This window comes from Thiomonas sp. UBA7699 (genome assembly GCF_002482605.1).
Taxonomy (GTDB): Bacteria; Pseudomonadota; Gammaproteobacteria; order Burkholderiales; family Burkholderiaceae_C; genus Thiomonas; species Thiomonas arsenitoxydans.
Map to the genome: position 1 here is coordinate 1 of NZ_DLGH01000038.1, position 18,256 is coordinate 18,256.

The window sequence follows — 18,256 nt, forward strand, 5'->3', positions numbered from 1 at the left end:
CCACGATGGGCTGAAATACGCACCATGTGGTCATCGCAGGTGGTTCGCAGGGGTCTAAGCTGCCCTTCAATGCCCAGTCTTTTCAGCGCAGCGTCGTTGAGGTTCAGATTCTCCAGGCCCCAGCGCACCTGCTCCCCAGTCATGGGCTTCTTGCCATATTGTTCCTGGGAGCGGCGCACGCCCTCGACTGCGAGCATGGCGGAATACAGACCGCGGTTGTAGAGCACTTGGCCGACCAGATCCCGTGCACCAGTGCCGTTGTTCTTGTCATAGACGTACTTCAAGATGTCTTGCTGCACCTTGCCGACTCCAGCGCCGTACTGCATGGCAAGCGCGTTGTAGCCCTTGGCGGATTCGCCAACATCCTTCACATCCGGCTCAGCGCCAGACCACCACACGCCATACATCCGATCCAGTGGATAGGCCGTGGCGACGGCCTCTTTCAGCGCGGTTGCATTCATCACGCCCCATCCCCACAGCAGCACATAATCGGGACGTTCCCGACGGACCTGCAGCCAAGTCGCCTTCTGCTCGACGCCAGGGTGGGTGACCGGCAACTTGATGAACTTGAAACCGTGCATCTTGGAGCGGGCCTCAAGCATCGCGATGGGTTCTTTCCCATAGGGCGAGTCGTGATAGACGAGTGCGATCGTCTTTCCCTTGAGCTTTCCGGCCCCGCCCTCACGCTTGATGAGCGCCTGCACGATGATGTCCGCAGCGGTCCAATAGGTGCCGAGCATCGGGAAGTTCCACTTGAAGACTGCGCCGTCGGCTGATTCAGACCGTCCGTAGCCTGCGGTGATCAGCGGAATCTTGTCCTTGGGGGCTTTTTCCGTGAGAGCAAACGTCACACCAGTGGATAGTGGTTGCACTACGGTAGCGCCAGTCGGGCCTTTCCCCTTGAGGCGCTCGTAGCATTCAACGCCGCGGTCTGTTGCGTAGGCGGTTTCGCACTCCTCCCAGGTGAGCTTTACGCCATTGACGCCACCATCTCGTACGTTGATCATTTTGAGATAGTCGACGTACCCGTTGGCCCACGGTACGCCGTTCGGGCCGTAGGGGCCGGTACGGTAGACAAGCACTGGGAAGAACTGTTCATTTGCCGCAGCCTGCGCCAGCGGGCCAGCGAGCGAGGCTGCCAGCGCGACCATGACGGTCGCGCCCAATAGGGTTTTTCGCATGTTCATGAGGTTCTCCTTCATCGTTTTGGTGAGGTCAGGCAAGGCGCGGCGATTACGCCGCTTGGAAAACTCAGTGCGGAAAAGGCCATAGCCGCAGTTTGTTCTTGGCCGTGCTCCAGAGCCTTGCCATGCCATGCGGCTCAGCGATCAGGAACAGCACGATCAACACCCCAAAGGTCATCAACTCCAGGTGCGAGACGAAACTAGTGGACGCTTGCAGCCCGAGAATGCTGGGCAGACGGTTGAGAAAGATGGGGAGCAGCACGATGAAGGCCGCACCGAACAGGCTGCCCATCACCGAGCCCAGGCCGCCGATGATGATCATGAACAGCAGCTTGAGCGAGAGATCGATATTGAACGCGGCAGGCTCCCAGGATCCGAGATGAACGAAGGCCCAGAGTGCGCCCGCGATGCCGACAATGAAGCTGCTCACGGCGAACGCGGACAACTTGGCACGCACCGGAGAAATTCCGATCACGCTGGCCGCCACATCCATGTCGCGCGTGGCCATCCATTCGCGACCCTTACGGCCACGCACCAGGTTTTTGACGAGTAGGGCGAGAACGCTCAGTATGGCTAGGCAGAACAGATATTTGCGGATGGGGCTGTCAATCACGAAGCCAAAGACCTGCAACTGAGGGGCAGTAACAGACCCAGATGATGACCCATTGGTCAACCACGGCACATGAGCGAATACCCAGTCGGAAAAGAACTGCGCGGCCAGTGTGGCTACGGCCAGATATAGCCCGCGGATGCGCAAACTCGGTAGACCGAACACCATGCCAGCCAGGGCAGCAATCAGTCCGGCCAGTACCAGCGCGATCAGTAGCGGCATGCCGGGCAGACGCACCATCAAGTTGAAGGCCGCGTAAGCGCCTACTGCCATAAAAGCGCCCGTGCCAAGCGAAATCTGGCCACAGTAGCCGACCAATACATTGAGACCAATTGCGGCCAGCGCCAGTATGAGAAACGGCACCAATAAAGCGCGAAGCAGGTAATCCGAGCCCAGCAAGGGCACGGCGACAAAGGCGATCAACAACACGGCGCCGATGAACAAGCGATCCTGACGGATCGGGAAGATCTGGGCGTCATCGACGTAGCGGGTCTTGAACTGGCCATTTTCACGATAGAGCATCGAGTTGCCTCCTATCAAACGCGGTCGATGATGCGTTCGCCAAAAAGCCCTTGCGGCCGCGCGAGAAGTACCAGTAGGGCAAGCAGGTAGGCAAACCAGCTTTCAATTCCGCCACCGAGCAATGGGCCGAGGTAGACCTCGGCAAGCTTCTCGCCGAGGCCGACGATGAGACCGCCGACGATAGCTCCTGGCACCGAGGTGAGCCCGCCAAGAATGACCACCGGCAGACCCTTGAGGGCAATAAGCGATAGCGAAAATTGCACCCCCAGCTTGGAGCCCCAGATCATTCCGGTCACCAAAGCGACCAAGCCGGCGATGGACCACACAATCACCCACATGCGTGACAGCGGGATGCCGATGGACTGCGCTGCTTGGTGGTCGTCGGCGACGGCCCGCAATGCCCGACCAACGCCCGATTTCTGGAAGAACAGGGTGAGCAGAGCAACCAGGGCCGCTGCCGAACCTGCGGCGATGAGGTCTTCGTTGCTCACCAGGATGCCGCCCGGTATCAATGACTCCAACATGATGGTGGGCTGCTTGGGCATGCCGAGATCAATGGGGTAAATGTCGTCACCCCAGACCATTTGTCCCAGCCCTTCGAGGAAGTAAGCCACGCCAAGGGTCGCCATCAACAAGGTGACGCCTTCCTGATTGATCAAATGGCGTAGCACCAGCCTTTCAATCAACCAGGCAAGCACCACCATGATGGCGAAAGCCAGCAGAAAGGCCAGCGGCCAGGGCATGTGTTCCTGGAGTCGCGCCATGGCCAGCGCGGCGAATAGCACCATTGCACCCTGGGCAAAGTTGAACACCCCGGAGGCTTTGTAGATCAACACGAAGCCCAGCGCGATCAGGGCGTAGAGCACGCCGGACATGAGGCCGGCGATGATGGTTTCGATGAAAAATCCCATGGCTTCTCACCCTTCCTGTGTGGCGCATCCGAGGTAGGCGCGGATCACTTCCGGGTTCGCGCGTACCGCATCAGGGGTGTCATCGGCAATCTGGCGGCCATAGTCCAGCACAACGACTCGGTCTGACAGATCCATCACCACCCCCATGTCGTGTTCGATCAATACGATCGTGGTGCCGAACTCCTCGCGCGCCTCGAGGATGAAGCGGCTCATGTCTTCCTTTTCTTCCAGATTCATGCCGGCCATAGGCTCATCGAGCAGTAGTAGCTTGGGCTCCATCGCCAAGGCGCGGCCCAGATCTACCCGTTTCTGCAGACCGTAGGGCAGACGTCCCACAGGCACTTTGCGCCAAGCCTGGATTTCGAGGAAATCGATGATTCGTTCGACCACCAAGCGGTGCGTGACCTCCTCGCGCACGGCTGGTCTGAGCCGCAAAGCCTGAGAGAGCAGGCCGCAGCGCATGTGCAGATTGCGGCCCGCCATGATGTTGTCGAGCACGCTCATGCCCGAGAACAGCGCCAGATTTTGGAAGGTACGTGCAATGCCTAATTTAGCCGCGAGAACGGGGCGCATCAAACCCAGCGTTTGGCCGGCAAAAGTCAAGCGTCCCTGCTGGGGCTGATAGACGCCATTGATCACATTGAGCAGCGAACTCTTTCCGGCGCCGTTGGGTCCGATGATCGCCCGGATTTCGCCTGGCTGAACATCGAAGCCGATACTCTGCAGCGCCTTGATGCCACCGAATCGCAGGTGGATATCTTCCAGCCGCAACACCGGCATTTGGGGTGCGGCGAGCGCTTGCGCCGACGAAGGTTGTGTGAAGGCTGATGCGGTGTCGAGCAGGGCGGCCATGGTGGGTCTCACGAGATCAGGCAGCCGAGCGCAGTGTCGGGTAAACCTGGGCATTGCGCAGTCTCAAGTCAGACTGAACGGTGCCCGTGCGGCCATCGTCAAAGCGCACCTGCACGCTCAGATGGTGATGGGTCTGAGCGGGGTCATACAACGCAGCGACAAGACTGCCGTATTTTTCTGCCACAAAACGGCGGCGTACCTTTCGAGTCCGTGTGAGTTCGTCGTCGTCCGGATCGAGCTCCTTGTGGAGTACGGCAAAGCGGTGGATCTGCAATACGGCCGTGTGTGGGTCTGCGGCAAGATCGGCGTTGACCTTGGCTACGCATTCAGCCACGAGATCGGCGACTTCTGACTTGCCTGAAAGATCGGCGTAACCGGTGTACGGCAGACCGAACTTTTCGGCCCAACTCCCAACCGCTGGAAAGTCGATATTGATCATTGCGACCACATGGTCGCGTCCTGCCCCAAAGGCCACCGCCTCTTTGATCGCCGGGAAAAACTTCAGTCTGTTTTCAATCAGTTTGGGGGCAAACAACGCTCCGCCCGAGAGTTCCGACACATCCTTGGCGCGATCGATAATGCGCAGCTGACCGTCCGGTTCCAGCCAACCGGCGTCTCCGGTGTGGTACCAACCGTCTGCATCGAGCACTTCGGAAGTGGCCTCCGGGTTCTTGTAGTACTCGCGCAGCAGACCAGCGCTGCGAAGCAGAATTTCTCCGTGCTCAGCGACCCGCAGTTCCACGCCCGGCGCTGGAAGTCCGACGCTGTCGCTGCGCACGCCGTTATCGGGTTGCATGCAGACGAAGACGGCGGTTTCAGTGGAGCCATAGAGCTGTTTGAGGTTGATGCCAATAGACCGATAGAAACGGAATAGTTCCGGCCCGATTGCCTCTCCCGCGGTATAGGCCACGCGGATTCGGCTCATTCCCAGCACGTTGCGCAGCGGCGCCAGCATCAATAGGTCGGCTATGGGCAACAACAAGAGATCAAGCTTGCGGGGCGGTTTGCCGTTGTCTTTCGCCGCGTGCACCCTTTGGGCGATGGCCAGACTGGCGTCGAACAAGCGGCGCTTGGGGGTTGCGGCATCGTCCATGCGCACGCGCACGTCGGTGAGCAGCGCTTCGAATACCCGGGGCGGGGCAAAGTAATAAGTCGGGCCGATTTCGTGCAGGTCAATCGCCACGGTCGAAGGCGATTCCGGGCAGTTCACCGTGTATCCGCAGACCAGATGCTGGGCGTAGGAAAAGATGTTCTGTCCGATCCAAGCCGGTGGCAGGTAGGCGAGTACCTCTTCCTGTGGCCCAAGTCGGTCAAAGGCAGCACCGGCACGAGCGCGGTCGATCAAACTACCGTGCGTGTGCACAACCCCTTTGGGTTTGCCGGTGGTGCCAGAAGTGAAGAAGAGTGCAGCCACGTCGTCTGTCTCGATGGACTGCACGACGGCATCGAAGCCGCCAGAATGCCGAGTCCACCAGTCAGTGCCCTCGGTTTCAATCTGATCAAGACTGAGGAGACAGGCCGCCTCGGCCTTTCTGAGCCCGCGCGGATCGTGATAAAGAATGTGCTGCAGAAATGGAAGCTGATCGCGGATGTCCAGCAGCTTGTCGACCTGCTCCTCGTTCTCCGCCACCGCGAGTTTCACCTCGGCGATTTGCAGTGGGTAGACCAACTCGGCTGCGACGGCGTCTTGGTAAAGCGGTGCGGGGATTGCGCCCAAACATTGAGCGGCCAGCATGGTGGCATAAAGGCGCGGCCGGTTCTCGCCGATGATTGCAATATGGTCGCCTCGGCTGACCCCCAATTTGGCAAGACCACCTGCAAGCTGCTGTACCCAGTCGAGTGCCCGATCCCAGGTGGTTTCCTGCCAGATGCCCAACTCCTTTTCGCGCCACGCGATTCCCTTGGGACGGATTCTGGCCTGCTCGCAAAGAAGCTGGGGGAATGTCCTTCCAGTGGAATGCGCATACTCCATGTCTCCTCCTTTGGCTACCGGGTAGACGGTTACAACCGAATGACAAAAACCCAGGTGAAATTACATTTTGAAACGGAGTGTATGCAGTTGTTTGGTGCACATTTGTCTTCCAGCTGACAATTCATCCAGAAAATGACTAGGGATTACACGGAGAGTGAAAGGTCGTGCGCATGGATGCATGTCCTGACCGAGCACGAGCGAGAGCGGGTGCGTGGCTCCTTGCATCGGCAAAATGTTGATGCGGGTGCGATGATTTGTCACCGTGGCGATGAAGCGCGGTACTGGGTAGGTGTGCTGGACGGGCTGGTCACCGGAGTTCGACAGCTTGAGCCAAAAATTGACTGAAAACGCCTACCCTGGGTTTGACAGAACAAGGGGTTAGCGCTGTTTTTCGCAAAGTGCCTGTGGTGGCACGTTTTTCCACATGGTGAGGCCGCTTGCCATTTGTGAATGGCTTGATATATTGTGGCGGCATGTTCATCAAAGTCACCACCTCCGGCGGCCGCCGCTACATCCAGCTCGTCGAGTCTTATCGGGATGAGAGCGGACGGGTGAAGAAACGCACGGTGGCCACCCTGGGGCGCGCCGACCAAGCCGGCGGCCAGCTTGAGAGCGTGATCCGCGGCCTGCAACGACTTCGGGGCGACACGCCCCCAGACGCCGGGGCGGTGGCGACCGTGGCCGACGTGAGGTTTGAGTCCAGCCGCGCCCTGGGCGATGTGTGGGTGCTGACTGAGCTTTGGGACGAACTGGGGTTCGGTGAACTGCGGCGGGTTTTTGGTCGAACGCGCAGCCGCATCGACGTCGAGGCGCTGGTGCGCCTGATGGTGCTCAACCGCCTGTGCGATCCGACGTCCAAGCTCGGGGTGCTGCGCTGGCTGCAGACGGTGGCGCTGCCGCGCTTTGCGCCCAAGGCCGTGACCCACCAGCAGTTGCTGCGGGCGATGGACGCGCTGGTCGCGCACCAGGACCGCGTGCAAGCGGCGTTGGCCGGGTTGCTGCGCCCGCTGATCGACCAGGACCTGTCCGTGGTGTTCTACGACATGACCACCATCGGCGTGGAGGGCGAGACCGAGTTGGCCGGCGACCTGCGCCAGTTCGGCATGTCCAAGGACGGGGGGATTCGTCGCCAGTTCATGCTCGGGGTGGTGCAGACGGCCGAGGGACTGCCGCTGACGCATCGGGTCTGGGAAGGGAACACGGCCGAGGCACCCACGCTCAGCGCCGTGGTCCAGGAGGTTCTGGCGCTGTACCCGGTCAAGCGCGTGGTGCTGGTGGCCGATCGCGGGCTGCTCAGCCTGGACAATCTGGAGTGGCTGCGCGAGCAACGCGTGGGCGGCACCGAGCAGCCCCTGGAGTTCATCCTGGCCGTGCCGGGGCGGCGTTATGCGGAGTTCGCGGAGATTCTGGAGCCGATCCACGCGCAGCGCTGCGCAACGGCCAACCGCGAGGTCCTCGGCGAGACCCGCTGGCAGGACATGCGCCTGGTCTGGGCCCACGATCCACGCCGCGCCCAGGAACAAACCGCAGCGCGCCGCCAGCATATCGAAGAGCTCACGCAGGAGGCCCAGCGGCGCGCTGGCAAGCTCGATGCGCAAGAAGGCGGCACCGCCTTCAGAGGCCGGCGCTTGAGCGACTCCGGTGCCAAGGCCTGGTTGTTCCGCTCGGTCTCCGAGGCGCACCTGGGTTCGATCATCAAGGTCGATCTGCAATCGGACCTGTTCACCTACGCTATCGACGACAAGGCGCTGGCCCGTGCCGAGCTCAACGACGGCAAGCTGCTGTTGGTGACCAATGTGCCCGAGTTGTCGGCGCTCGAGGTGCTGCGGCGCTACAAGAGCCTGGCCGACATCGAGCGCGGCTTCAAGATCCTCAAATCCGAGATCGAGATCGCCCCGGTGTTCCACCGCCTGCCCGATCGCATCCGTGCCCATGCGCTGATCTGCTTCATCGCCCTGGTGCTGTACCGCGTCATGCGCATGCGCCTCAAGGATGCCGACTCCAAGCTGTCACCCGAACGTGCCCTGGAGCAACTGCGGCGCATCCAGTACCACCAGGTTCACCTCGGCGGCGAGCGCCGCGACGGCACGTCCTCGCTCAGCGACGCCGACCACGCCATCCTTCAAGGACTCAAGCTCCCGAAACCCTCGATCGACGACCAACTCGCACTCCTGTAGGGGCACGTTTCGACGCTCACCCTAACGATATCGCGGACTTACGAGCGTAACTGTCGAACTCCGGTGGTCAAGATTTCCTCGGTCTCGGTCAGCGGGAAATCTCTGACTTACACGGGCGTGGCGCCGGGCGGATGGTTTGGTGAGGGCACTCTGCTAAAAGGCGAGCATTGGCGCTATGACGTCATTGCGTTGCGCAATAGCCATATAGGCCTGTTGCCGGCCGAGTGCTTTTTCTGGCTGTTGGACCGTAGTCTCGAGTTCAATCGGGTCATCGTCAACCAACTCAACGAGCGGCTCGGGCAGTTCATAGGCCAACTCCAAATTGACCGACTTTCAGGCGCAGATGAACGGGTTGCCCGTACGGTTGCCGCTATGTTTCATCCCATCCTTTATCCCGGCGTGGATAGGTGGCTGCGTATCTCTCAGGAAGAGCTTGGATATCTCTGCGGTCTATCGCGTCAACGGGTGAACAAGGCGTTGAGTCATCTCTGCAGTCTGGGATTACTGCAGCTACGCTATGGCGGAATTGAAGTGCCCGATCTCAATGCGCTGCGGGCATACGAATCCGACGGGGCCGAGGGCGAAGCATCGGTTCTGCGAGGTCTAGGGTAAGTCCTTAGAATGCGCCAGTTGCCCTGCGGTGCGGGGCATTTTCCGAAGAGAAGACTGAATTGTCTCGCACGTCTTTCCTGCCCAACCTCCCTCCAAACATGCAAGACACTTTTGCTCGGCCCATTGTCCAGATCGACGCGCTCGATTTTGGGTATGGCGAGCGGCCGATTCTGCGTCACATCGACATGACCATTCAGCGGGGTCAGGTGGTCGCGGTGATGGGCGCATCGGGCGGGGGGAAGACCACGCTGCTGCGGCTGATCGGCGGGCAGGTCAGGCCCCAGCGGGGTTCGGTGCGGTTCGAGGGACAAGACCTGGCCGGTGCGTCGCAGGATCAGATTTTCGCCATGCGGCGGCGCATGGGCATGTTGTTTCAGTTCGGCGCCCTGTTTACCGATATGAGCGTGTTCGACAACGTGGCGTTTCCCTTGCGCGAGCACACGGATTTGCCGGATTCGATGATTCGCGATCTGGTGCTGATGAAGCTCAACGCCGTCGGGCTGCGTGGAGCGCGCGATCTTTATCCCGCAGAGCTTTCGGGCGGGATGGCGCGACGGGTGGCGATGGCGCGGGCCATTGCGCTCGATCCGGCGCTGGTGATGTATGACGAGCCGTTTGCCGGGCTCGACCCCATTTCGCTGGGGATTTCGGCGCGGTTGATCCGCAGCCTCAACGACGCGCTGGGCCTGAGCAGCATTGTGGTGTCGCACGATGTCGAGGTGACTTTCGACATCGCCGATTATGTTTACATCCTGGGCAACGGTAGCTTGATCGCGCACGGCACGCCGCAGCAGATGCGCGAGAGCACCGATCCCCTGGTGCATCAGTTCGTGCGCGGCGAGCCCGACGGCCCGGTGCATTTTCATTACCCGGCTGCGGCGATTGGCGATGATTTTTTGCGGCCTGACAGCGTGCGCAAGGAGCGGGCATGACGCTGGCCGACAGACTGGTTTCCATCGGCGCCGGCACACGGCAACTGCTGTCCAGCCTGGGTTATGCGGCGCGGTTGTTCGCGCGGCTGATTTTGCTGGTCGGCCGGGTGTTCATGCGTCCCAGCCTGCTGATTCAGCAGATGTATTTTCTCGGCAATCTGTCGCTGGTCATCATTGCGGTGTCGGGTCTGTTCGTCGGCTTCGTGCTCGGGCTGCAGGGTTACTACACCTTGTCGCGTTACGGTTCGTCGAGCGCGCTGGGGGTGCTGGTGGCGCTGTCGCTGGTGCGCGAGCTCGGGCCCGTCGTCACGGCCTTGCTGTTCGCCGGTCGCGCGGGCACCTCGCTGACTGCCGAAATCGGTCTGATGAAGGCCGGCGAGCAGATTGCGGCGATGGAGATGATGGCCGTCGATCCGGTGGTGCGCGTGCTTGCTCCGCGGTTCTGGGCCGGTGTGATTGTCATGCCCCTGCTGGCGGCTGTGTTCAGCGCGGTGGGCATCATGGGCGGCTATGTGGTTGGCGTGGTGATGATCGGCGTCGATGCCGGGCAGTTCTGGTCGCAGATGCAAAGTGGCGTCGATGTGTTCAAGGATGTGGGTAATGGGGTGATCAAAAGCGTGGTGTTCGGCCTGGCCGTCACCTTCGTCGCACTGTTGCAAGGCTGGCGCAGTCAGCCGACGCCCGAGGGCGTGTCGCGGGCCACCACGCGCACCGTGGTCATTGCTTCGCTGGCGGTACTGGCACTGGACTTTGTGCTGACCGCCATGATGTTCAGCACCTGAGGGCATGAGGCCCTGGAGTTGTCGCAAATGAATCAACGAAAAATCGATCTGTGGGTGGGCATACTCGTTGTGCTGGGAGCTGCCGCCTTGCTGTTTCTGGCGCTCAAGGCGGGCAATCTGCTGCAGATCAACTGGGGGCCGACCTATACGGTGACGGCCCGGTTTGACAATATCGGCGGCCTCAAGGCAGACGCGCCGGTGAAGAGCGCGGGCGTGGTCGTGGGGCGGGTGACGTCCATCACCTTTGACAATCAGACCTTCCAGGCCGATGTGCACATGGCCATCGATCAGCGTTTCAAATTCCCGGTGGATACCTCGGCCAAGATTCTGACAGCCGGTTTGCTGGGCGATCAATACATTGATTTCAGCCCCGGCGGCAGTGAAAAGAATCTGGCCAACGGCTCAGTGATTCGCAATACCCAGTCGGCCGTGGTGCTCGAAAATCTGATCGGTCAATTCCTCTACAACAAAGCCGCTTCGAGCGGGGCGGGAGACGGCAAATGAAACCGATGGCGCGATTCATTCCGCTGCTGGCGCTGGCTGCCCTGGGCGGCTGTGCCACGCACAACCCGCAAGACCCGCTAGAGCCTTACAACCGGGCGATGTTCACCATCAATGACAAGGTCGACAAGGCCGTGCTCAAGCCAGTTGCCACCGGCTATAAAGCCGTCACGCCCACGCCGATTCGCCACGGTGTGACCAATTTCTTCGGCAATTTTGGCGATGTGTGGTCGATGACCAATGACTTTCTGCAGGGCAATGTGCACGATGGTTTGAGTACCTTCATGCGCGTGGGGGTCAACTCGGTGTTCGGTCTGTTTGGCACCCTCGACATCGCTACCGAGATGGGCATTTACAAACATCCCAACGACTTCGGGCTCACGCTGGCGCGCTGGGGCGTGGGTTCCGGGCCGTATGTGGTGCTGCCGTTCTACGGACCGAGCACGGTGCGCGACGCCGCTGGCACCGGGGTGTTTCTCGCTTATGGCCCAACGGCGCAGATCAGCCCGCCCAGCGCCAGCTACGGCGCGCTGGCGCTCAATCTGGTGAATACCCGCGCCAATCTGTTGAGCGCCTCCAATCTGTTCGACCAGATTGCGCTCGATCCCTACGTCTTTACACGCAGCGCCTACGAACAGCGCCGCAAATCCCAGGTTGAAGAGGTGCGCGACCGGCCCATCATCGATCTGGGCGAGCCTAATCCGCTGGCCAAGTACAGCTACGACGACGCGAACGGGGGCCTAATGAGTTTTGCCTCCCCGACGCCAACTGCCGCGGCCAGTGCGGCGAACTCGGGTGCCAAGACAGACGCCAAGCCAGACGCCCCCTCGCACTGAACCGACTGCCGCTGTCATCCTCAGGGGCGGCCGCGCGTTAATCGACACAACACAAGAACTGGAGAACCTCCCATGCTTCGACGCCACTTCATGGCTTTATCCCTGTCCTCTGCGGTGATGCTGGCCGGGGTTCCGGTGCTCGCTCAGGCCGCAGACACACTCTCGCCGCCGCAATTGATCGAGACCATGTCGAACGAGATCATTCGCGATGTGCAGCAGGATCCAAAACTACGCTCGGGTAATCCCGAGGTGGTCATGCAGTTCGTGGAGCAGAAAATCCTGCCCAATGTGGACTTCCAGAAAATCACCCAGAGCGCCGTGGGGCGCTACTGGCGCGAAGCCACTCCGGCACAGCGCACCGCGCTGGAGCAGCAGTTCAAACAACTGCTGGTCTATACCTACGCCGGCGCCGTCAAGCAGATCAAGGATCAGAAGGTCAAGCTGCTGCCCTACCGTGAACCCGCGAATGCGCAGGATGTGACGGTGCGTACCCGCGTGATCAACAACGGCGAACCGCTGCAACTCGACTACCGCCTGGAGAACACCCCGGCTGGCTGGAAGATCACCGATGTCAACGTCATGGGCATCTGGCTGGTGGATAACTATCGCAGCGTTTTCGCCCAGGAGATCGGGCAAAAAGGCATCGATGGCCTGATCGCCACGCTGAAGGAAAAAAACCAGAACCTCGCCCAGGCCAAGGGCTGATCTGGATTGCACCATGCCGGTTTACGCCCTGCCCGCCGACCTGACCCTCGATACCGCCTCGGCCGTGCGGCGCCAAGCGCTGGCGGCCTTCGGTGAGGCTTCGGGTGCGCAGTCAACGCCTTGGGTGGTCGATGCGGGCGCCTTGCACACCTTCGACTCCGCCGCGCTGGCCCTCTTGCTCGAATTGCGCCGTGTAGCCCCTCAGCAAGCCCTAGAGGTAAAGGCCATTCCTGCCCGATTACGTGATCTGGCGCAGGCTTACGGGCTTGAGTTTCTGTTCGGCCCGGCAGCCGAGCATCCCTGATTTTTCTCGCCCGAGCGGAGCGGCGCGTCGCGCCCGGTCTGCGCGGGCGCTGTTCATCGCCCATGTCCTCAAATCCTCCTGCTGTTTCCTTTGATCGCGTCGTCAAGCAGTACGGCCAGAACCTGGCCGTCGATGACGTCGCGCTCGACATCGCCGACGGCGAGTTCTTCGGTCTGCTCGGCCCCAACGGCGCGGGCAAAACCACGCTCATCAGCATGCTGGCCGGCCTCACGCGCCCGACTTCGGGTCATGTGCGAGTGGCCGGCTTTGATGTGCAGCGCGACGCCGCTGCGGCCCGCCGTCTGCTGGGCGTCGTCCCGCAGGAACTGGTGTTCGACCCTTTTTTCACCGTGCGCCAAGTGCTGCGCATTCAATCGGGCTATTTCGGCTTCAGGCAGAACGATCCGTGGATCGACGAATTGCTGCACAACCTCGGACTCGCCGCGCAGGCCGACAAGAACATGCGAGCTTTGTCCGGCGGCATGAAACGCCGCGTGATGGTGGCGCAGGCGCTGGTGCACCGGCCGCAGGTCATCGTGCTCGACGAGCCCACGGCGGGAGTCGATGTCGAGCTGAGGCAGTCGCTGTGGGAGTTCATCGCCCGGCTCAACGCCGAAGGCCATACCGTGCTGCTCACCACGCACTATCTCGAAGAAGCCGAAGCACTGTGCAAACGCATCGCGGTGATCAAGGGCGGCAAGGTGGTCGCGCTCGATCGCACCGAGGCGCTGCTGCAGCGGTTTGCGTCGTCTGTGCTGTACTTCCGCCTGCTTCAGGGGCGCTTGCCCGAGGGGCTGGGCGCCGAGCAGGGCGGGCGCGTCGCGCTGGCGGTACGGGGCGCGCAGGATGTAGAGGCCAAGCTCGCCGCGCTGCGCCAGGCGGGCTGTGAGATCGATGAACTGGAACTGCGCCGCGCCGACCTCGAAGACGTGTTTCTCGAATTGATCGGAGCCGCGCGATGACCGGGCTGTACACCCTGCTGCAGAAGGAACTGCAGCGCTTTATCAAAGTGGGCTTCCAGACTGTGGCGGCCCCCGTGGTCACGGCGCTGCTCTATCTGTTGATTTTCTCCCACGCCTTCACGGCGCACCTGCAGGTGTTTGGGCATGTGCCGTACACCGCCTTCCTCATCCCCGGTCTGATGATGATGAGCGTGTTGCAGAACGCGTTCGCCAACACCTCGTCTTCGCTCATCCAGTCCAAGATCACTGGCAATCTGGTGTTCGTGCTGCTGTCGCCGCTCAAACCCTGGGAACTGTTCGTGGCCTACGTGGGCGCTTCGGTGCTGCGGGGGCTGATGGTCGGCGCCGGGGTATTGCTGGTGACGATGTGGTTCGTGCCGCTGACCTTTGTGTATCCGCTATGGATTCTTATTTTTGCCATTCTGGGGGCGAGCATGCTGGGCGCGCTCGGCCTGATTGCCGGTATCTGGGCGGAGAAGTTCGATCAGATGGCCGCCTTCCAGAACTTCATCATCACCCCCGCGACGTTTCTCTCGGGCGTGTTCTACTCGGTTCACAGCCTGCCGGGTTTCTGGAAACTGGCCTCGCACCTCAACCCGTTTTTCTATCTGATCGACGGCTTCCGCTATGGTTTTTTCGGCTCGGGCGATGTCTCGCCCTGGGTCAGTCTGCTGGCGGCGCTGCTGGGTAACCTGCTTTGCGGCGGCATCGCCCTGGCCATGCTGATGCGCGGCACCAAACTTCGGAACTGAACCCCATGTCTTTGCCCACCCCCCAAGACCTCCACCGCTACATCGCTGCGGGGCTGGAATGCAGCCATCTGCACGTCGAAGGCGACGGCCAGCATTTTTACGCCACCATCGTCAGCGCGGCTTTCGAGGGGCGCAACCGGGTGCAGCGGCATCAACTGGTCTACGGCGCACTCGGCGAGCGCATGCGCGCGGAAATTCACGCGCTGTCCATGAAAACGCTCACCCCGCAGGAATTCGCGGCATTACCGAACGCCTAAAATCCCGTCTTTTTTCGCACGCGACGACGCGTGCTGCTGGGTAGCGCAAGACTGCCTAGCTGAAGGTCATCATGGACAAACTCAGAATCACCGGGCAGCGCACGCTGCAAGGCGTGGTGCAGGCCAGCGGGGCGAAGAACGCCGCGCTGCCGCTGATCGCCGCCGCGTTGCTCACCGCCGAGACGGTGCAGTTGAGCAACGCGCCGCAACTCATGGATGTGCGCACCCTGGCCAAGCTGCTGCGCAGCCTGGGCGCTCAGGTCGAACAGGACGGCGGGCAGATCCGCCTCAGTGCCGCAGCGGTGAATCACTACGAGGCATCGTATGAACTGGTCAAGACCATGCGCGCCTCGGTGCTGGTGCTCGGCCCCTTGCTGGCGCGATTCGGTCAGGCGCGGGTGAGCCTGCCTGGAGGCTGCGCCATCGGCGCACGCCCGGTCGATCAGCACATCAAGGGCTTGCAGGCGCTGGGGGCGGACATCGCGGTGGAACATGGCTATATCGTGGCCCGCGTGGCGACGCCTTCCGGCCGATTGCGCGGCGCGCGCATCACCACCGACATGGTCACCGTGACGGGCACCGAAAACCTGATGATGGCCGCCACGCTGGCCGAGGGCGAGACCCTGATCGACAACGCGGCGCGCGAGCCCGAGATTGTCGATCTCGCCAACCTGCTTCGTGCCATGGGCGCGCAGATCCGCGGCGACGGCACCTCGCAGATTCGTATTCAGGGCGTGGACGCTTTGCACGGCGCGTCGCACCGCATCATTCCCGACCGCATCGAAGTCGGCACTTTTCTGTGCGCCGCATTGGCCGCGCGCGGCGATGTGACGGTGCAGGCAGCCGAGCCTGCACACCAGGACGCCTTGCTCGACAAGCTTCGCGAAGCCGGAGCCCAGATCGCCACCGGCGCCGATTGGATTCGCCTGCGGGCCGATGCGCTGCCCGGCGGTCGTCCGCGCGCCGTCTCGGTGCGCACGACCGAATACCCCGGTTTTGCCACCGATATGCAGGCGCAGTTCATGGCGGTCAACTGCTTGGCAGAAGGCGCTGCGCGCATGACCGAGACCATTTTCGAGAATCGCTTCATGCATGTGCAGGAGCTCATGCGGCTGGGTGCGCAGATCGATATCGACGGTCACACCTGCGTGGTGCATGGCGTGCCGCAGCTCTCTGGCGCCACCGTCATGGCGACCGACCTTCGCGCCTCGGCCGGCCTGGTGGTGGCGGCGCTAGCGGCTGAAGGCGAAACCGTGATCGACCGCATCTATCACCTCGACCGCGGCTATGACGCCATGGAGGTCAAGCTGCGCGGCCTGGGCGCGCAGATCGAACGTATCAGCGACCGCATCAGCGGCAAGTAAGGAACCGACATGCTGACCCTCGCACTGTCCAAGGGACGAATTTTCGAAGACACCCTGCCCATGCTGGCGCGGGCGGGCATCACGGTGTCGGGCGATCCCGAGTCCACGCGCAAACTCATCCTGCCGACCAATCGGCCCGATGTGCGCGTGGTGCTGGTGCGGGCCAGCGATGTGCCCACCTATGTGCGCTACGGCGGTGCCGACATCGGCGTGGCCGGGCTGGACGTGCTGCGCGAATACTTCGCCGGCAGCGGGGCGGACGGCTTGTATCTGCCGGTCGATCTGGGCATTGCCCGCTGCCGCCTGAGCGTGGCGGTGCGGCATGATTTCGACTATGCAGGTCAGGTCAAACAGGGCGCGCGTCTGCGGGTGGCCACCAAATACCTGCACATGGCGCGCGAGCACTTCGCCACCAAGGGCGTGCACGTCGATCTGGTCAAGCTCTACGGTTCGATGGAACTGGCGCCGCTCACCGGCCTGGCCGACGCCATCGTCGATCTGGTTTCTACCGGGGGCACGCTCAAGGCCAACGGCCTGATCGAGGTGGAACACATCATGGACATTTCCGCACGTCTCATCGTCAACCAGGCCGCGCTCAAAACCCGCACGGCTTTGCTCAAACCTCTGATCGACCAACTGCGCCAAGCCGCGCAAACCACCGAGGAGGCCGCCGCATGAACGCCCCGCTCAATGCTCCGGTCCATGCCCTGCAACTGCGGCGGCTAGACGCCACCGGCCCCGATTTCGAGACGCAATACCGCGCCCTGTTCGCCCGCATGGCCGATGAAAACGCCGAGATCGATGCCCGCGCGGCCGACATCCTGCGCGACGTGCAACAGCGCGGTGATGCCGCCGTGCTCGATTTCACCCGCAAGTTCGACCGCCTCGACGCGCCCGACATGGCCGCGCTCGAAATCAGCCAGGCCGAGTTGCAGGCCGCGCTTGCCGCCATCACCGCGGAGCAGCGCAGCGCGCTGGAGGCGGCCGCCATCCGGGTGCGCCGCTACCACGAGCGCCAGTTGCAGCAAGTCGGCCAGAGCTGGGAGTACCGCGACGAAGACGGCACGCTGCTCGGCCAGAAGGTCACGCCTCTCGACCGCGTGGGCATCTATGTGCCGGGAGGCAAGGCGGCCTATCCCTCTTCGGTGCTGATGAACGCCATTCCGGCGCATGTGGCGGGTGTGCAAGAGATCATCATGGTCGTGCCCACGCCGGGCGGCGAGCGCAATCCGCTGGTGCTGGCCGCAGCGGCCGTGGCCGGCGTGAGCCGCGCCTTCGCCATCGGCGGGGCGCAGGCGGTGGGCGCGCTGGCTTACGGCACGGCCACCGTGCCCGCAGTGGACAAGATCGTCGGCCCTGGCAACGCCTATGTGGCTGCGGCCAAGCGGCGGGTGTTCGGCGTTTGCGGCATTGACATGATCGCCGGGCCGTCCGAGATTCTGGTGCTCGCCGACGGCAGCACGCCGCCCGACTGGGTGGCGATGGATCTGTTCAGCCAGGCCGAGCATGACGAACTGGCGCAGAGCATCCTGCTCTGTCCCGATTCGGCCTATATCGACGCCGTGGCCGAGGCCATCCACCGGCTGCTGCCCGACATGCCGCGCAGAGACATCATCACCGCCTCGCTGAACGGCCGCGGCGCGCTTATCCGCGTGCGCGACATGGCGCAGGCCTGTGAGCTGGCCAACCGCATCGCGCCGGAGCACCTGGAGATTTCCGCGCAGAACCCGCATCAATATGTGCCCGCGCTCAAGCACGCTGGCGCGCTGTTTCTCGGCGCCTACACCTCCGAGTCGCTCGGCGACTACTGCGCCGGGCCCAACCATGTCTTGCCCACTTCGGGCACGGCCCGGTTCTCCTCGCCGCTGGGGGTGTACGACTTCATCAAGCGCTCCAGCATCATCGAGGTCAGCGCCGAGGGCGCGCAGCAACTCGGCCGTATCGCCAGCGTGCTGGCCCACGGCGAACGCCTGACCGCGCACGCCCGCGCCGCCGAAATGCGGCTGCGCTGAAACGGAAAT

The 18,256-nt window shown here is 62.2% G+C and carries 19 protein-coding genes; 14 read left to right on the plus strand and 5 right to left on the minus strand.

What is annotated here, in order from left to right; genetic code table 11:
• The 5 genes from B3H47_RS15040 to B3H47_RS15060 all read right to left on the minus strand — a co-directional run.
• The coding region (locus B3H47_RS15040) for an ABC transporter substrate-binding protein (RefSeq protein WP_286987867.1) at window positions 1–1,187 on the minus strand (1,187 nt) is incomplete at its 3' end.
• Window positions 1,188–1,251: 64 nt separating this feature from the next.
• Window positions 1,252–2,316: a branched-chain amino acid ABC transporter permease gene (locus B3H47_RS15045; RefSeq protein ID WP_286987869.1), complete on the minus strand. Its 1,065-nt coding sequence runs from the start codon at window positions 2,314–2,316 to the stop codon at window positions 1,252–1,254.
• A 14-nt stretch (window positions 2,317–2,330) separates the two neighbouring features.
• Window positions 2,331–3,227 carry a branched-chain amino acid ABC transporter permease gene (locus tag B3H47_RS15050; protein WP_013105139.1) on the minus strand — a complete coding sequence of 299 codons (897 nt, stop codon included), beginning with the start codon at window positions 3,225–3,227 and terminating at the stop codon, window positions 2,331–2,333.
• Window positions 3,228–3,233: 6 nt separating this feature from the next.
• Window positions 3,234–4,007 (minus strand): ABC transporter ATP-binding protein, encoded by a 774-nt coding sequence (locus B3H47_RS15055; RefSeq protein WP_286987904.1) that lies wholly within the window; start codon window positions 4,005–4,007, stop codon window positions 3,234–3,236.
• Window positions 4,008–4,095: 88 nt separating this feature from the next.
• Window positions 4,096–6,051, minus strand: coding sequence for an AMP-dependent synthetase/ligase (locus B3H47_RS15060; protein ID WP_286987870.1), 1,956 nt, complete (start codon window positions 6,049–6,051; stop codon window positions 4,096–4,098).
• 473 nt (window positions 6,052–6,524) lie between these two features.
• Here B3H47_RS15060 and B3H47_RS15065 point away from each other — a divergent pair, with 473 nt between their 5' ends.
• From B3H47_RS15065 to hisD, 14 genes are all read left to right on the plus strand, one after another.
• Window positions 6,525–8,228 carry an IS1634 family transposase gene (locus B3H47_RS15065; RefSeq protein ID WP_156053002.1) on the plus strand — a complete coding sequence of 568 codons (1,704 nt, stop codon included), beginning with the start codon at window positions 6,525–6,527 and terminating at the stop codon, window positions 8,226–8,228.
• A 63-nt stretch (window positions 8,229–8,291) separates the two neighbouring features.
• Complete coding sequence (locus B3H47_RS15070) at window positions 8,292–8,840, plus strand: Crp/Fnr family transcriptional regulator (protein WP_286987872.1); 549 nt, start codon at window positions 8,292–8,294, stop codon at window positions 8,838–8,840.
• Window positions 8,841–8,938: 98 nt separating this feature from the next.
• The gene (locus tag B3H47_RS15075; protein WP_013105143.1) at window positions 8,939–9,772 is read left to right on the plus strand and encodes an ABC transporter ATP-binding protein; all 834 of its coding nucleotides are present in this window, start codon (window positions 8,939–8,941) and stop codon (window positions 9,770–9,772) included.
• Window positions 9,769–10,554, plus strand: coding sequence for a lipid asymmetry maintenance ABC transporter permease subunit MlaE (mlaE, locus tag B3H47_RS15080; protein WP_286730924.1), 786 nt, complete (start codon window positions 9,769–9,771; stop codon window positions 10,552–10,554). Before B3H47_RS15075 ends, mlaE begins: the two co-directional genes overlap by 4 nt.
• A gap of 27 nt (window positions 10,555–10,581) precedes the next feature.
• On the plus strand, window positions 10,582–11,058 hold the full coding sequence (gene mlaD, locus B3H47_RS15085; RefSeq protein ID WP_013105145.1) for an outer membrane lipid asymmetry maintenance protein MlaD: 477 nt from the start codon (window positions 10,582–10,584) through the stop codon (window positions 11,056–11,058).
• Window positions 11,055–11,891, plus strand: coding sequence for an MlaA family lipoprotein (locus B3H47_RS15090; protein WP_286987876.1), 837 nt, complete (start codon window positions 11,055–11,057; stop codon window positions 11,889–11,891). Before mlaD ends, B3H47_RS15090 begins: the two co-directional genes overlap by 4 nt.
• Before the next feature lie 72 nt (window positions 11,892–11,963).
• Window positions 11,964–12,596, plus strand: a complete 633-nt coding sequence (locus tag B3H47_RS15095; RefSeq protein ID WP_013105147.1) for an MlaC/ttg2D family ABC transporter substrate-binding protein — start codon at window positions 11,964–11,966, stop codon at window positions 12,594–12,596.
• Between the two features lie 13 nt (window positions 12,597–12,609).
• A complete protein-coding gene (locus tag B3H47_RS15100; protein WP_276708027.1) occupies window positions 12,610–12,900 on the plus strand; it encodes an STAS domain-containing protein in 291 nt (96 codons plus the stop codon).
• A 62-nt stretch (window positions 12,901–12,962) separates the two neighbouring features.
• Window positions 12,963–13,862, plus strand: coding sequence for an ABC transporter ATP-binding protein (locus B3H47_RS15105; protein ID WP_286987879.1), 900 nt, complete (start codon window positions 12,963–12,965; stop codon window positions 13,860–13,862).
• Window positions 13,859–14,614 (plus strand): ABC transporter permease, encoded by a 756-nt coding sequence (locus B3H47_RS15110; protein ID WP_286730919.1) that lies wholly within the window; start codon window positions 13,859–13,861, stop codon window positions 14,612–14,614. Before B3H47_RS15105 ends, B3H47_RS15110 begins: the two co-directional genes overlap by 4 nt.
• Before the next feature lie 5 nt (window positions 14,615–14,619).
• Complete coding sequence (locus B3H47_RS15115) at window positions 14,620–14,871, plus strand: BolA family protein (protein WP_276727690.1); 252 nt, start codon at window positions 14,620–14,622, stop codon at window positions 14,869–14,871.
• Window positions 14,872–14,942: 71 nt separating this feature from the next.
• Complete coding sequence (murA, locus tag B3H47_RS15120; RefSeq protein WP_286987881.1) at window positions 14,943–16,235, plus strand: UDP-N-acetylglucosamine 1-carboxyvinyltransferase; 1,293 nt, start codon at window positions 14,943–14,945, stop codon at window positions 16,233–16,235.
• Window positions 16,236–16,244: 9 nt separating this feature from the next.
• Window positions 16,245–16,913: an ATP phosphoribosyltransferase gene (gene hisG, locus B3H47_RS15125; RefSeq protein WP_013122583.1), complete on the plus strand. Its 669-nt coding sequence runs from the start codon at window positions 16,245–16,247 to the stop codon at window positions 16,911–16,913.
• On the plus strand, window positions 16,910–18,247 hold the full coding sequence (hisD, locus tag B3H47_RS15130) for a histidinol dehydrogenase (protein ID WP_286987884.1): 1,338 nt from the start codon (window positions 16,910–16,912) through the stop codon (window positions 18,245–18,247). The genes hisG and hisD overlap by 4 nt, the downstream gene beginning before the upstream one ends.
• The last annotated feature ends 9 nt before the right edge of the window (window positions 18,248–18,256 follow it).